General features: G+C 49.8%; 16 protein-coding genes. All 16 read right to left on the reverse strand.

Features of this window, described 5'->3' with window-relative positions; genetic code table 11:
• Positions 1-16 precede the first annotated feature (16 nt).
• On the reverse strand, positions 17-1,474 hold the full coding sequence (locus WC593_10225) for a potassium transporter TrkG (GenBank protein MFA4825516.1): 1,458 nt from the start codon (positions 1,472-1,474) through the stop codon (positions 17-19).
• Between the two features lie 69 nt (positions 1,475-1,543).
• Entirely contained in the window at positions 1,544-1,924 is a 381-nt protein-coding gene (locus tag WC593_10230) for a desulfoferrodoxin (GenBank protein ID MFA4825517.1), read from the reverse strand.
• A 12-nt stretch (positions 1,925-1,936) separates the two neighbouring features.
• A complete protein-coding gene (locus tag WC593_10235; GenBank protein MFA4825518.1) occupies positions 1,937-3,121 on the reverse strand; it encodes an FprA family A-type flavoprotein in 1,185 nt (394 codons plus the stop codon).
• Between the two features lie 5 nt (positions 3,122-3,126).
• A complete protein-coding gene (locus tag WC593_10240) occupies positions 3,127-3,279 on the reverse strand; it encodes a rubredoxin (GenBank protein ID MFA4825519.1) in 153 nt (50 codons plus the stop codon).
• A gap of 106 nt (positions 3,280-3,385) precedes the next feature.
• Entirely contained in the window at positions 3,386-3,943 is a 558-nt protein-coding gene (locus WC593_10245; protein ID MFA4825520.1) for a hypothetical protein, read from the reverse strand.
• A gap of 2 nt (positions 3,944-3,945) precedes the next feature.
• Positions 3,946-5,211 (reverse strand): AAA family ATPase, encoded by a 1,266-nt coding sequence (locus WC593_10250; GenBank protein ID MFA4825521.1) that lies wholly within the window; start codon positions 5,209-5,211, stop codon positions 3,946-3,948.
• 184 nt (positions 5,212-5,395) lie between these two features.
• The gene (locus tag WC593_10255) at positions 5,396-5,995 is read right to left on the reverse strand and encodes a DUF2179 domain-containing protein (protein MFA4825522.1); all 600 of its coding nucleotides are present in this window, start codon (positions 5,993-5,995) and stop codon (positions 5,396-5,398) included.
• Between the two features lie 150 nt (positions 5,996-6,145).
• Positions 6,146-7,150, reverse strand: a complete 1,005-nt coding sequence (locus tag WC593_10260) for an IPT/TIG domain-containing protein (GenBank protein MFA4825523.1) — start codon at positions 7,148-7,150, stop codon at positions 6,146-6,148.
• Between the two features lie 63 nt (positions 7,151-7,213).
• Positions 7,214-8,050: a hypothetical protein gene (locus WC593_10265; GenBank protein ID MFA4825524.1), complete on the reverse strand. Its 837-nt coding sequence runs from the start codon at positions 8,048-8,050 to the stop codon at positions 7,214-7,216.
• Between the two features lie 103 nt (positions 8,051-8,153).
• Positions 8,154-9,002 (reverse strand): thiamine pyrophosphate-dependent enzyme, encoded by an 849-nt coding sequence (locus tag WC593_10270; protein MFA4825525.1) that lies wholly within the window; start codon positions 9,000-9,002, stop codon positions 8,154-8,156.
• Positions 9,002-10,705, reverse strand: coding sequence for a 2-oxoacid:acceptor oxidoreductase subunit alpha (locus WC593_10275; protein ID MFA4825526.1), 1,704 nt, complete (start codon positions 10,703-10,705; stop codon positions 9,002-9,004). Before WC593_10275 ends, WC593_10270 begins: the two co-directional genes overlap by 1 nt.
• A 155-nt stretch (positions 10,706-10,860) precedes the next feature.
• A complete protein-coding gene (locus WC593_10280; GenBank protein MFA4825527.1) occupies positions 10,861-11,247 on the reverse strand; it encodes a response regulator in 387 nt (128 codons plus the stop codon).
• A 73-nt stretch (positions 11,248-11,320) separates the two neighbouring features.
• Positions 11,321-11,596 carry a DUF1894 domain-containing protein gene (locus WC593_10285; protein MFA4825528.1) on the reverse strand — a complete coding sequence of 92 codons (276 nt, stop codon included), beginning with the start codon at positions 11,594-11,596 and terminating at the stop codon, positions 11,321-11,323.
• Entirely contained in the window at positions 11,584-12,057 is a 474-nt protein-coding gene (locus WC593_10290) for a DUF1890 domain-containing protein (protein MFA4825529.1), read from the reverse strand. The genes WC593_10285 and WC593_10290 overlap by 13 nt, the downstream gene beginning before the upstream one ends.
• Positions 12,058-12,129: 72 nt before the next feature.
• Complete coding sequence (gene fdhD / locus WC593_10295) at positions 12,130-12,876, reverse strand: formate dehydrogenase accessory sulfurtransferase FdhD (GenBank protein MFA4825530.1); 747 nt, start codon at positions 12,874-12,876, stop codon at positions 12,130-12,132.
• Positions 12,873-13,196: a divalent-cation tolerance protein CutA gene (gene cutA, locus WC593_10300; GenBank protein MFA4825531.1), complete on the reverse strand. Its 324-nt coding sequence runs from the start codon at positions 13,194-13,196 to the stop codon at positions 12,873-12,875. The genes fdhD and cutA overlap by 4 nt, the downstream gene beginning before the upstream one ends.
• Positions 13,197-13,340 lie beyond the last annotated feature (144 nt).

Raw genomic sequence — 13,340 nt, forward strand, 5'->3', positions numbered from 1 at the left:
TGGCAGGTTTGCCCGGTTATTCCCGTCTGCCAAAGAGAGCCATAATCAGCATCACTACGGGAATAACCTCAAGCCGGCCCACCCACATCACGCAGATAAAGATCCATTTTGAGATGATGGGCATATCATGGGATACATACCCGGAACCCAGACCGCAGGTAGAGAATGCAGAGACGACATCAAGTACGATTTCGGTCAGTGAAAATGTAGTGAGATGGAACTGGATAACGGCAAGGGCCGCGACAAAAATGACGGTAACCGAAAGGATGATGATGAGCATGTTCTTTGCAACTTCCAGCTCTGCTGTTGCCTTCGGGATCACCCGCCCTTCAAGCCGGAATGGCATGAGTACCTTGCCACTGACAAAGAGGCGACGGAACCACCAGAGCAGGGCACGGACGGCAAGTATGACCCGGTGTAATTTAATCCCCCCGGCAGTACTGCCACTCGCACCCCCGATAAATACCAGCATGGCAAGAAAGAGGATCGTTACGCTGGCCCAGGTATGGATATTTACAATAGAAAACCCTGACGTGGAAACAGCAGATACGGTCATGAACAGGCCCTGGTGCAGGGCCGGCAGGTATGCAAGGTTGTTAAAATAGACCAGATCGTAGGTAAGGACCGCGGTTCCCAAAGCTACAAAGACAAAGAAGAGTTTGACCTGTTCATCGCCAAAGAGGCTCCAGCGACGGTTCTCTGCTATGAGGTAATAGAGTTTGAACGGAAGGGCCCCGGCGATCATGATCGGGAGGAGGATAAGCTCGAGCAGGACGCTGTGATAATACAGGATTCCTCCCGGGTGCAGGGTAAATCCACCGGTTGATATTGCGGCCAGAGCAAGATTTACCGATTCCCATAACGAGAGACCGGTAAACAGGATGAGACCCAGCGCAAAGAAGGTAAGAATCCCGTAGATTTTCCAGAGCGCCCTGCCGGTAGATACGACTCCCTGCATCAGCGGTTCATCCCTGCTTTCCGTGCGGAATATCTTTGACCGGGAAAGCCCGGTGCTGCTGGCCATGGCAATGGCAAATGCAATAATCCCTATGCCGCTGATCCACTGCATATAGGATCGCCAGAAGAGGAGTGTATGAGGTGCGGTCTCCAGTGACTGCATCATGGAAAAAGCCGTCCCGGTCCAGCCTGCCATCCCTTCAAAGAGAGCATCGGTAAATCCCATATGCAGTCCGAGCATGAACGGCAGACCACTTACCATTGCACTGGTAAACCAGAAGAGGGCAACCGAGCAGAGGGCAGTTGAAAGTCTCACGCCCCGCTGGGTGCGTGGCAGTCTTCTTATGAGCATGCCGATGATAAAAAATGTAATCGGCACGGCAAGCATGGGCAGGAGCATATTCCACTCGGAGAAAAGAACCGCTACAATGAGCGGAACACAGGTTACCGGGGCAACATAGACAAAAATGTCCCCGAGATCTGCAATAATCGTGGAAAGATGCTCAAACCGGTGCATCGCTAAAGAATTGCCACTGAGGCTCTATTAGTGTTTGCCTGTCGTCAGCATGTAAAAAAGAGTGGAGAACTAGAGTTTGTTTGTCCAAAGCCCGTGCACATTGCAGTATGCACGTACCTTGGCATTCGTATCGGCAGTACAGAACTCTGCTTCAGGCTTGTCACCGGGTTTTAATCCAACTACGGAGAGATTTTTTCCTGAGGTCACTTCGATCCATTCAATATAGTGTTTTTCTTCCATAGGATGGGGGACCGAACCTACCTTTACACTTACGCCTTTTGCAGATTTCTCAATGACCGGCACATGTTTCTCCTTTCCGGTGTCATCAGTTTTTTCCTTCTGCAACTCCATGGGTTTGTCACAGCACACGAGGGTTCCTCCGGAAGCATGAACAACCATGGTAATATTTCCGCAAACACCGCACTTGTAGATTTCAAGTTTTCTTGTCATACAAATAACTCCCTATACAATCATGATCTCGCGGTGCTTCTTTAAGATATCGTCTGCGAGCCGGTCCAGCTGCTTTAACGTCGCTTCATCCGGCTGTCCTTTCACGATAACCGGTTCAAGGACTTCCACTTTGACGTGGTCGAGCATCTTAACAACCGTCTCGGCAGTTTTGCCGCCCCAGCCGTACGATCCGATCACCGAGGCAAACCGGACTTTGGGCTTGAGCATGTTGGCTAAGTACGTAGCATACACAATTTGGGGGTGAGGACCAAACAGGACCGTAGGTGTCCCCACAACAACAGTGGCCGTATCCACCAGGGCAAGCGCCAGATCCCCGATATCTGTAACAGTCAGGTTGAACGGTTTTACCGTAATACCACGTGCGATCAGGGCATTAGTCAGGTGCTCTACCATCTTTTCAGTACTGCCATGCATCGACACATACGGGATTACAACTTCGTTTTTCACCGAATCGGAAATCCAGTCAGCATAGGCATCGAGAATGAACTGCGGGGATTGGTGAACAGGACCGTGGCTGGGTGCGATCATTTTGAGCGGGAGTGCCTTAATTGTTGTCAGGTAGCCCCTGATGCTGTTCCGGAATGGCATCATGATCTCGGCATAATACCGTTTTGCCAACCGGTAGCACTCAGCTTCATCGGTCACATACAGGTCAGACGTGGCCAAATGGAATCCGAAGAGATCGCAGGAAAAAAGGATCTGGTCTTCCTTAAGGTACGTTACCTGGGTCTCGGGCCAGTGTGTCCACGGGGTCAGATGGAATTCGAGCGTCCGGTCACCCAGTGACAGGGTCTCGTTGTCCTTGATGATCCTGAACCGGTTTTCCGGAAGCTGGAGCAGGGCAATGAGCAGTTCTTTGCATTTCTCATTGGTCACCACTACCGCATTCGGGTAGAATTCGAGGATCATCGGCAGGGTGCCGGAATGATCCTGCTCGGCATGGTTGATAACCACGTAATCAATGCTTTCAACGCCGAGTTTGAGCAGGTTTGACACCAGCTCAAATTCCTTGCCGGGATCGACCGTATCGATAAGAGCGGTTTTCCCGCTTCCCCTGATAAGGTAAGCATTATAGCTCGTTCCGTTTGGGAGCGGGATCAGGGCATCGAAGAGACGGCGGTCAAAATCCAGAGCTCCCACCCAGAAGATCCCCTGTGCAATTTCACGTGAAACCATAACAATCAGTTACAACTCCGGTTAAAAAATCTCTTTGCGGCTCCGCAGACAGGACATTGCCAGTCTTCTGCCAGAGTAGCAAAATCCCTGCCCGTGGGGATATTCTGCAACGGTTCTCCCTTTTCAGGATTGTATTCATGCCCGCAGATGGCACACACGTATTTTTCTGTCAAAATCAAAACCTCCGATGGTTTTAGTTGTTACGTAACTAGTGTGGAGATTTGAAATAATCATTTCGATAGCGTACAACAGCTATAGCCGGGTTCATACCTCATGGTGGGGTATGTCAGGAATGCTATCAGCAAGATGATACCGCTCAACAAAAAATTTGAAAGAACGGTTTTTCAGAACCGCCGTTTCCAGCGAGAAGGATTTGAGGATCTCAAACATGAAATCAATGCGTGAGTCAAAGTGCTGTGGCATGAGCTGGTTGAATTCCTCTTTGAACATTTCATCAGTTGCCAGACGTTCCTCAACACCGATATCCCGGGCCGAAATGGCAGACAGCCCGGCATAATACCAGCTCTCGATCTCTTTGATCACGATGACAATACTGTGGCCGGATATATTGTCGAAATGATAATAGAGAATCTGTTTTTTGTCCCGGACCGAGCGTTCGGTATCGATATCGGCAACAAAGATATAGTCATTGTTCATCTGCCGGACACTTTTCAAAAAATTGTTCACCTTCACCCGCTTGATACAGGCATAGGGAATGATCTCGATGGATTCATACCGGGTGACGAAAAGGGGTTTTATAATCCGGCCAAAGAACCTGACGTCATCCTCGCCTTCGACCAGGATAAAAAGCCGTTTTTTCATGCTCACAATCCCAGCAGGTTCTGGACATAGAGCTCTTCAATCCCGATCTCATTTTCCAGAAACGTCCGGACTTCTTCTTTATCCGCAGGGCGCGATATGACCGAGAACCCCTCGCTGTCTCTCGATATGAGCAGGATATCTTCAAGACTGACATGCTTGACTACTTCCGTGCTGTGAGTGGTGATCATCAGCTGCTTTCGTTCTGATGACTCCTTCATCATTGCCATGACCCGGGCGACTAAAAACGGGTGGATATGGCTTACCGGCTCTTCAATGACGATGAATGGTTTGTCCTCGAAATAGAGCGCGATGATCAGGGCAAAGATCGTAATCGTCCCATCTGACATGGAGGAGGCAGGAAGATCATGGTTTTTGGCATATCGTTCGCGGAGCGTGAGGATTAGGGAAACATCCATGAACTTCTGCACGGAGAAATCCTCCACAAAAGGCATCGTGTCCCGGAGCAGGTTTGAGAATTTCCGCTTCTTTTCGGGGTCTTCGATAATGGTTTTTACGACGACGGCAAGGTTGCTGGCATCCTCCTCAAGATCCCGTTTTCCGGTGATTAATGCTCCCCGTTTCGGGAGTTTTGGATCAATATCGTACACCGCGATCCGGTCAAAGAATTTCTCCACGTGCGGAAGTGGATATGCATACGAATTCTCCAGGAGAAGGGTGTTTTTTGGCAGATGTACCCCGCGGAAAAAGACCGGAATGATATCGTTTTCAGACAGGGGGCATCCCTCGGGGATGTTGACGGCAAACGTTACATCCCCCTTTTCGCTGGTTACTTGTATCCCGCCGTGTCCCAGGGTATTTTTTTTCGTTATGCCCGTTCCCTTTCGTTCGCAGGAAAAGACCTCGCACCCGATCACGAGCCGGTCTTGTATAATCGCAAATCCATCCCCTTTTTCTTCAAAACGGATCGCAAACTCGTAGGAGGATTCGCAAGACTGGATCCCCAGAAGTGTATTGCCGCCGGCCTTACGATCGATAATATCCATCTTCTGGTCCGGGGTATAGACAACCCGTACCACAAGATCCCGTCCATGCCCGATCTTTGCATTCCGTAGGTATTCCAGGCCCCCCTGCATGGCGATTGCATTCGCCAGACCGTGGCGTGCAATATCGCGGAGGAACTTGAAAATACTGATGAAATTGGATTTTCCTGCTGCATTTGACCCTATTACCACATTGAAGCGGGACAGATCAACATCGAGTTCGGAAAAACTCTTGAAATTTTCCACATGAACCTGTTGTATGGGCATGAATACTCCGTAAGTTCTCGTCACCCTGCAACAAAAAGAAGGTATTGGTCCTGAGCCGGGACATTGAATGGCAGGAACGGATCTCCTGGTTCTATTGACCCCCCCTGCTACAGGTTCAGTATCGTGATCGCATGACAACAGGACCGGATTTCATGGGCGAATCATTCGTATGTATATGGAGGGATCATTTTCCCTTCTGGTTAAACCGGAGAGTGTCTATCCAGGAAAAGATTCCATGCCTGCTCCGCTCAGGAAATACTCCTTCTGCAACGGATTTAACCTCTTCCACGGAATAAAAAGCGGAGGGATTGAACTGTTTGATGATGCTGATCACATGGGCAAGATCCTGCCGCTTGATGATGGTAAAGACCATTTTCACCCTACCTGTCCCACCTTCCCCATCAACACTGGTGACGCCATAATTATGCGTCCTGAGAAATCTCATAAGGTCTGCCGGATCCTCTTTGGTTATGATACGGACACTGGTGAGGCCCAGGGAGAGTCTCTCTTCGATTGCCATGCCGACAATGGTCCCGGTGGCAAACCCGGCCCCGTAAGCGATATAGCAGACAACGTTTGTCAGGTTATTCATTACCTGGCCAATGGCTACAAGCCAGATGATCACTTCGAAAAAGCCGATGATTGCGGGAAGGTACTTGATCCCTTTCGACATGGTGATGACACGGATCGTATCAAGGCTCATGTCGCAGACACGGGCGCAGAAAATCATGAACGGCAGCAGCACAAGGGCAAACAGGGGAGACGTGAGGAAGGCTTCGACCATGATTATCCATTTTTTACCGTTCACTGGTGTTAATAGTTTGTGGTATGTGGAGGAAAAACCGTCGTAGTACCCTGAATCAAATCAGAAATAAAAATAATGAATCGGGTCTCTTAAATTTTTAAGACCAAAGGATATTAAAAAGATTTGAGATCAGGAACTGGAAAGTGTTTGATTCTCAACCGTGAATTTTCCGGTCAGGGTACCTGACTGCTGACCATCGATATTTAACACTTTTACATCCCAGAGACCGGATTTGGCACCGTTGGAGGTCTTGAGATCAAGAACACAGGTGATCTTCAGGGTATCGAGAGACGTTGGAGTGACACAGGGAAGTTCGGTTGTTCCCTGAATAAAAGTCACTTTTACCCCCTCTTTGAAATTCTGGCCATTAATGGCTATGGCAAGCTGGGTTGTATTCAGTTCAGAGTGTGTTGGGGAAACACTCGTCAGAATGGGGGGTTGAGCACCAATAGAAAATGCGCCGGTCTTGGTCCCCGACATTCCTCCAGGGTTGGTGACCATGACATTCCAGCTACCTTCGTCCGCGCCATTGAGATTGAAGGTCCCGCCAATTGAAGTTGCAGAGGAGACCGATACGCCCGTTGCTGTAATTGACGGGTATCCTGCCCGCGTCAGTTTTGCCGTTGCACCGCTCTCGAAATTCGTACCGGTAATTGTTACGCCGACAACTGCATCCTTGGCACCGCTCGCGGGAGATACATTGCTCACCGTGGGAGTACTGCCGGAGAGGGTTGTTGGAACCGTCGTAGGAATGGTTGTCGTAACAATCTGTATAGACGAGACGGTCACATGGGATAATTTTACCGGATAGACTTTTTCGACAAGGACCCTCTCAACTTTTTCAGTCTTGTTGTTGATGAAGTGTCCCCATGACCCGTCAGTGTTTTTATAGATCCAGGCCCGGGTGTACATATCGGTTGTCACATCGTATTTGGTAATAACATATAATGTCTGATCCGTCGATGAGGCAGATTTGGCAATAATATCTCCTGCAACAAACTTTGCTTCTGGCAATGCTGTCGTGGGTACGGTAGTAGTCGTTCCAGCAGATGACTGATCGGAGCACCCGGCAACCAGTACCATAAAACCAAGAATAGCACAGATCAAAAGTCCGTCCCTGAGTCTTTTCTCCATAGTGGTAACTTTCGATGCATATGCGTATAATATTTTTTATCCCTGTTCCGGCTGAAGGTCGGGTTATTTTACCGGCAGCATGACCGTTTTGAAATTCCGGGAAAAATACCGGTGTATTCCGATGAGAGTGATGACTGCTAAAAGTGCAGAACCATAGACTGCGATCATCGCACTCTGCGTGCCGGATATCCCGATACGGTCTGCCATAACAAATGTCAGTCCAAACGCAACAAAGATGCTTGCTGCATAGACATCCCTGACCGCAAAGAAGAAGACTGCTGTTGCAAGTCCGAGCACCAGGAATCCCGCCAGCGCCGATTGCAGGTGAACTGACGGGCTGTGGGCAAAGGACGTGATGCAGAAAAGCCATGCAGTGACCAGGCTGCCGGCAGCGATCGATATGATAGTCCCCCCGCTCCGCACAAATGCCTGTACATGGGTTCCCAGAAGCACCCAGCAGACCATCACCGATGCAATTGCTGTCGGCAGCAGAAGCAGGAACGTGAAGGCGAATGCGGATCGATCCGTCCCAAACGGTGAAAAGAGTATTACCATCGTATATCCGAAAAAGGATGTCAGGGAACATGCAAACAGGGTTCGCCGCAATTCCCGAAATCCGATCTGGAACATGTTGATCGCACCCGTGACGAATGATTCACGCAGGCAGTATACCGGTATAATCATTCCCGTAATGATGCATGCAAAAACCGTGTATATGACAATTCCTGCCGGGTTTTGTGCCAGGAACAGGCGGGCATCCCCTTCGAGAAGGGCTGTTACAATCATCCAGATCGCATAGATAGCAATGGGGATCACGAGCAGCCGGATCACCATTGAACGGGATTCAGGTCTGTCGGTTGGCCCGGATACTCTGCGAAGGGATGGTCGTTCGTCAGTCATGCGTAATTGTGCTCTTAACAGGGTTGGATCACTATTCACATGTATATTCCGGTTTCATTGCACTATCCGTATATGATTGATACCCATTCTGAGGGGATCCCGATTATGTCCGGGCTTCAAGCAGCTCCCGTATGGCACGCTCACGCTCTTCTTCTCTAACTGAAACGGGACTCATCCGCTCTTCAAATGTTGGAAGGGCCCGCTCATAAAAAATGCCAAGGGCGATCCGGGCATCGCTGTTGTAGTCCCATTCGCGGGCAAGGGCACACGCAGCCTCAAAATCCGGCGTACCTGTGGCAGGCAGATCATACACATGGGAATCATAATAGTCTGTTGCCGGGAAGAATGTGGCACAGATCTGGAGCACATCAATGAATGAAAAACCCTTGTGTGCAATACCTGCGCGGATCAGCCCCTTTAACGCATCCATCTTCCGGGTGTATCCCCGGGCAATGAAGCTTGCACCGCTCGCGAGCATGAGCTCAACCGGGTTGATGGGATATTCCGCTGTACCGGAAGGGGTTGATTTTCCCTTAAATCCAAGCGGGGATGTGGGGGTGTACTGCCCGGTAGTAAGTCCATAGACCCGGTTATTGTGCACAATTACGGTTATATCGATATTGCGCTTTGCTGCAAAGATCAGGTGGTCAAGTCCCTCGGCGTACGCATCCCCGTCACCCACACAACAGATCACCGTAAGGGCAGGATTGGCAAGTTTTATACCTGTAGCTGCCGGAATTGCCCTCCCGTGAAGAGAATAGAAACTGTTGATATTGAGATAATCGGCAATCTTTGCATGACAACCGATACCGGATACGAGAACAACATCATCGAGAGATTTTCCTTCCTTTTCCCTGTCTGACAGCAGGTTTTTTAACGTGTGCTGGAGGGAAAAATTTCCGCAGCCCGGGCACCATGTGTTCTGGGCATCGGTGATGAGTGTCCGGGTCATCAGATACCCGCCTCCTTTACCCGGGAGACCAGCTCTTCTACGGTAAACGGCCTGCCATCATACCGCAGGATCTTCTCATCCGTAATAATCCCGTGCCGCTCTGCAAGAGCTGCAAGCTGGGCGGTTGCATTCTCTTCCACGGCGATCAACCGTTTCACTCCCCGAAGCGCTTTTTGGATCTGATCGACCGGGAACGGGGCAAGCACAATGGGGCGTACGACCCGGAGGCCGAGTTCTGCAGCTGCTTCTTCACAGATTCCTTTGGTGGATCCCCAGCAAAGCAATGCAGTTGATGCAGCGGGAGTGCCCGATTGGATCACACCGTCGTAGCCCTGCATCAGATAGATTAAGGTCTCCCACTTTTTCAGTCGCTTATTTGTTATCTGATCGGTGATCCCTGCATCTTCGGCAGTGATTCCCGCTTCGTCATGCATATAACCGTTCACCTTCACCACTGCATCTTTTGTTCCGGGAAATGCCATGGGAGAGATGCCGGATTCAGTATTCCCATAGCGGTGATAGGGGGTCTTGCCATCCCCTAAGGATACTATCGGACCTGACAGATTTTGCAATGCACCCGGATCAAGGCTGTACGTGCCTTCCGAAAGCGTCTTGTCGGCAAGTATGAATGCCGGGATTTGGCATTTCCATGCAATATCCATTGCGCGTTCAGACCAGTGCAGGGCTTCCTCTGCATCCCCCGGGGCAACGATCAGGCGGGGAAACTCCCCGTGCCCGGCATGAAGGACAAACTGGAGATCGGATTGTCCGGTATAGGTAGGGAGTCCGGTTGAGGGGCCGGTTCGCTGTGAAACAACGATCACAACAGGAATTTCTGCCATCCCGGCAAGGGAAAGTCCTTCCGTCATCAGGCAGAATCCCCCGCCGGAAGTGCCGATGGCAGACTTTTTGCCTGCATAGGCAAACCCGAGCGCCATGAGGATAACCGCAATCTCGTTTTCGGGATGCACAACCATAATCCCAAACCGCTCTTTCTGCTCGGCAAGAAAATGGAGAATACTGGAAGATGGTGTCATCGGGTACGAAACATAGGCATCCAGCCCACCCCGCACCAAGCCCAGTCCGATCGCTTCATTTCCCGATACCAGGGACTGCGGCAGGTTTTCACCTTTTTTTATGGGATGGACAGGTTCGAACATGTCGAATGCTTTTTTTGCCACGGCAAGGTTCAGGTCCGCGCCTTTCGGAATATGCCTGCGGAACACGGCATCCACGACCTGCCAGTCGATCCCTGCCACTCTGGCAAATCCGCCGATGAGTGCGGAGTTTCCCATGATTCCGGGAGCGTTTTCTTCTGCAAGGATTGCCTTGACCGGAATACCCTGACCCCCGTTTTTTACTACATCCTTATTGGAGATGAAGGCCGTTTTATCCGTGAATTTTTCTTTTTGCCGCACAATGGTCTCCTGATCGAGCGCCAGTACAAAATCAACCCGGTTGCGACAGGCACCTGCATGCTGTTCCCGGCCCCGTATAATGGCGAAATTGTGCCCGCCCCGGATCAGGGAAGGGTAATCAAAATAGATATAAATGCGATAGCCAAGATGGTTCAGCAGCTGTGCGATCATTGCACTGGCACTATTGATGCCCTCTCCTGCCTTTCCCCCGATAAGGACAGACACCTCGTTCATTTGGATCCCCACATGATCTGATACTGCCAGAGCTGCTAAATAATTTGGCATGTATGCACCCGGCAATAGTGGTACTACGACAGCGCTTGGACCTTTAATAAAATTAAAAGAGGATAACGACGGGTATGTGCGGCGGGCAGTAAAGGAAGCAATTGAGAAAATTCATACAAAAACAGTAAAAACTGCTGAAATGCAATAATTCTCCCTTATTTTCTGATCAACTGCTCAAGGACATTTTTCAGGTCATTGATCTTATAGGGTTTCGTGAGTTTTCCTGAAAAACCATAACTGGCAAAATCCAGCACTGCAGGATCATTGGAATATCCGGTGGACACTACGGCTTTTACCTCCGGATCAAATGCCTTTAACTGCGCGATGGTCTCTTTTCCGCCCATCCCTTCAGGAACGGAGAGATCGAGTATAACCAGGTCAAAGGGAACGCCGGCATTCTTCTCTTTTGTGTAGAGCTCGATTGCTGCCTGCCCTTCCTGGGCAAACATGACTTCATAACCAAGGAACTTAAGGACTTCCTGAGTGACATCAAGGATGATCTGCTCATCATCCATCAGGAGTACTTTTCCCTTGCTTGTCATGGTTAACCTGTCTGTTAACCTAATAGTTAATACCAATATATTATATACTCTGTCGTGTCCGGATAACAGATTTCTATTTTTTTAATGCCCGCAGTCTTGCAGCCTCGTCCTTGTCTTCAACTCGGAGGAGAAACGTGCCATGGCAGGGCTTGGTGTAAGGAAAGATCACAAAATCACCTTCAAGCCCGATGGCAATCGGAGGCAACCCTATGACGTGGACATCGAAGACCTTGAATCCGGGTAAGACATCCCGGAACTCGGTATAGTTTTTTTTGATGAAATCACGGGACTCCTTAAAGGTCGCATCCCGGAGCACGATCTCGTAATTCATTGATTCTACGCAGCCCATGGTGCCACCTCATCAAGCGCTTTTTTCAAGGGAAGGGGGTTATGCACGGCTTTTGCTGCAATAGGGGTGCAGGGAAAGTCCATCTGTTTTACCAGTTCTTCATAATGTTCGCCGTAGATGATGGTGAAAATCTTTGCCTTTGAGATCGCACTCATTGTCCCGGCATAGGTGACCCCGGCATCATTATGGATAAAGACAAAACACCGGTCAAAGTCCCGCTTTTTTTCAGTGATCATGACAACCGCCCGGTCAAGATCCATGACCTCGCCGAGGTAATGCCGGTCGGGATCTGCAACCACAAGAAGCGTGTTTGCTGCCTTATTGCCGGCAACGGTGGGCACTATACCCGCCTTTTTGAGCCGGTTGATCAGGTATAATGCTATACTTGTCTGTACCGGCACCTGCGGGCAGCCGAGCACGAGAAGCGCGGTTGCCGGTTGTGTTGTTGATTCCCCCGTCACGCTTAGACCATTCCCTGCTGATTGGTACAGTTCCATTATTCACAACAGGCAATAATCTTGCGCATCGGGTATTCACTCATGAGGAAACACCGGAATACTGCGTATCCGCTCCGGGTGCGTGTATATCGTCAATCGCTCTCCACGACTGAAACAGACCAGGGTTATTCCCGCTGCATCAGCGGTAGCAATCCCCTTATCGGTAGAAGCGGCCCGGGAAATTATTATGGGAATTCCTGCATTTGCACTTTTCCTGACCATCCCTGCAGGTTGTCGCCCCGTACAACCAATGACACAGCGGGAGAGATTTATTCCGTTCAAGAGAGCATGTCCGATGATTTTGTCAACGGTATTATGCCGGCCCACATCGCTGCTTTTGACAATACACGTACCATTACAGAAAAGAACTGAACAATGAACCCCGCCGGTTTTTCGCCAGAGTTCAGTCTCGATCTCTTTGGTGACAGCGATGATTTCCTGACAGGATATCCGGATATCTGAGACAATATGAGCAGATTTTAAAGAGAACTCAAATCCTCCGGATGAACCCACCGCTCTTTTAGCCAGGTTCACTTCGCAGCCGGCATCTGAATACACTAAAATACGATCGCCATCGACAATCACCTTATCGACATACGGACTGATCCCTTCGCTTACCACAAAACCGGCTCCCAGTTCCCTGAGCTGGTCCCGGCTCGCAATTACTTCTGTTATGGGATGATCATTCAAGAGAATCTGAAACCGGTCCTCCACAACAACAGGATCATCAATCTCGTGTATCTCATTACCATTTACCTGGATGGCATGATGGTGATTCATCATGATTCACACGTTTCCTGATGTACCCAGTCAAGATATGGCATATGACCGGCAATGACCGGTACCGCGATGATCTCGGGCACTTCGTAGCTGTGCAACTGCCTTATAGCGGCGATAACATCTGTTTTCATTGATTCCCGGGTCTTTGCGATGAGCAGGTGTTCCGGTTCCGAGCAGAATTCCCCGTTCCACCGGTAATAAGAATGCACGGGAACGACATTGACACAGGCAACCAGCCTGCGCTCTATAAGTGCCCGGGCCATGGCTTCTGATTCTGCAGCGGGTATCGTGCAGAAAATGACAACGATTTCTGGTGATTCCATGAGATCTCCGTTAAAATGCCGGCTGGTCAAGGCGTTCCCATTTTACCTTCCTTTCCCGGGTAAACGGTGACGTCCGGCACCTCATATTCCCTTTTTTTCTCCCTTTCGCTCTATTTTTACTGTTCGGTATTAAGGGTATGCCCG

The sequence above is a fragment of the Methanoregula sp. genome (genome assembly GCA_041645435.1).
Classification (GTDB): domain Archaea; phylum Halobacteriota; class Methanomicrobia; order Methanomicrobiales; family Methanospirillaceae; genus Methanoregula.

What these genes read in the sequence shown, in the direction of transcription:
- WC593_10255 (MFA4825522.1), bottom strand. Translation starts at nt 5,995, where the DNA reads ATGGTCGAAGCCTTCCTCACGTCTCCCCTGTTTGCCCTTGTGCTGCTG.
- WC593_10270 (MFA4825525.1), bottom strand. Translation starts at nt 9,002, where the DNA reads ATGACCCGGACACTCATCACCGATGCCCAGAACACATGGTGCCCGGGC.
- WC593_10280 (MFA4825527.1), bottom strand. Translation starts at nt 11,247, where the DNA reads ATGACAAGCAAGGGAAAAGTACTCCTGATGGATGATGAGCAGATCATC.
- WC593_10265 (MFA4825524.1), bottom strand. Translation starts at nt 8,050, where the DNA reads ATGACTGACGAACGACCATCCCTTCGCAGAGTATCCGGGCCAACCGAC.
- WC593_10230 (MFA4825517.1), bottom strand. Translation starts at nt 1,924, where the DNA reads ATGACAAGAAAACTTGAAATCTACAAGTGCGGTGTTTGCGGAAATATT.
- fdhD (MFA4825530.1), bottom strand. Translation starts at nt 12,876, where the DNA reads ATGATGAATCACCATCATGCCATCCAGGTAAATGGTAATGAGATACAC.
- WC593_10245 (MFA4825520.1), bottom strand. Translation starts at nt 3,943, where the DNA reads ATGAAAAAACGGCTTTTTATCCTGGTCGAAGGCGAGGATGACGTCAGG.
- WC593_10285 (MFA4825528.1), bottom strand. Translation starts at nt 11,596, where the DNA reads ATGGGCTGCGTAGAATCAATGAATTACGAGATCGTGCTCCGGGATGCG.
- WC593_10235 (MFA4825518.1), bottom strand. Translation starts at nt 3,121, where the DNA reads ATGGTTTCACGTGAAATTGCACAGGGGATCTTCTGGGTGGGAGCTCTG.
- cutA (MFA4825531.1), bottom strand. Translation starts at nt 13,196, where the DNA reads ATGGAATCACCAGAAATCGTTGTCATTTTCTGCACGATACCCGCTGCA.
- WC593_10275 (MFA4825526.1), bottom strand. Translation starts at nt 10,705, where the DNA reads ATGCCAAATTATTTAGCAGCTCTGGCAGTATCAGATCATGTGGGGATC.
- WC593_10225 (MFA4825516.1), bottom strand. Translation starts at nt 1,474, where the DNA reads ATGCACCGGTTTGAGCATCTTTCCACGATTATTGCAGATCTCGGGGAC.
- WC593_10250 (MFA4825521.1), bottom strand. Translation starts at nt 5,211, where the DNA reads ATGCCCATACAACAGGTTCATGTGGAAAATTTCAAGAGTTTTTCCGAA.
- WC593_10260 (MFA4825523.1), bottom strand. Translation starts at nt 7,150, where the DNA reads ATGGAGAAAAGACTCAGGGACGGACTTTTGATCTGTGCTATTCTTGGT.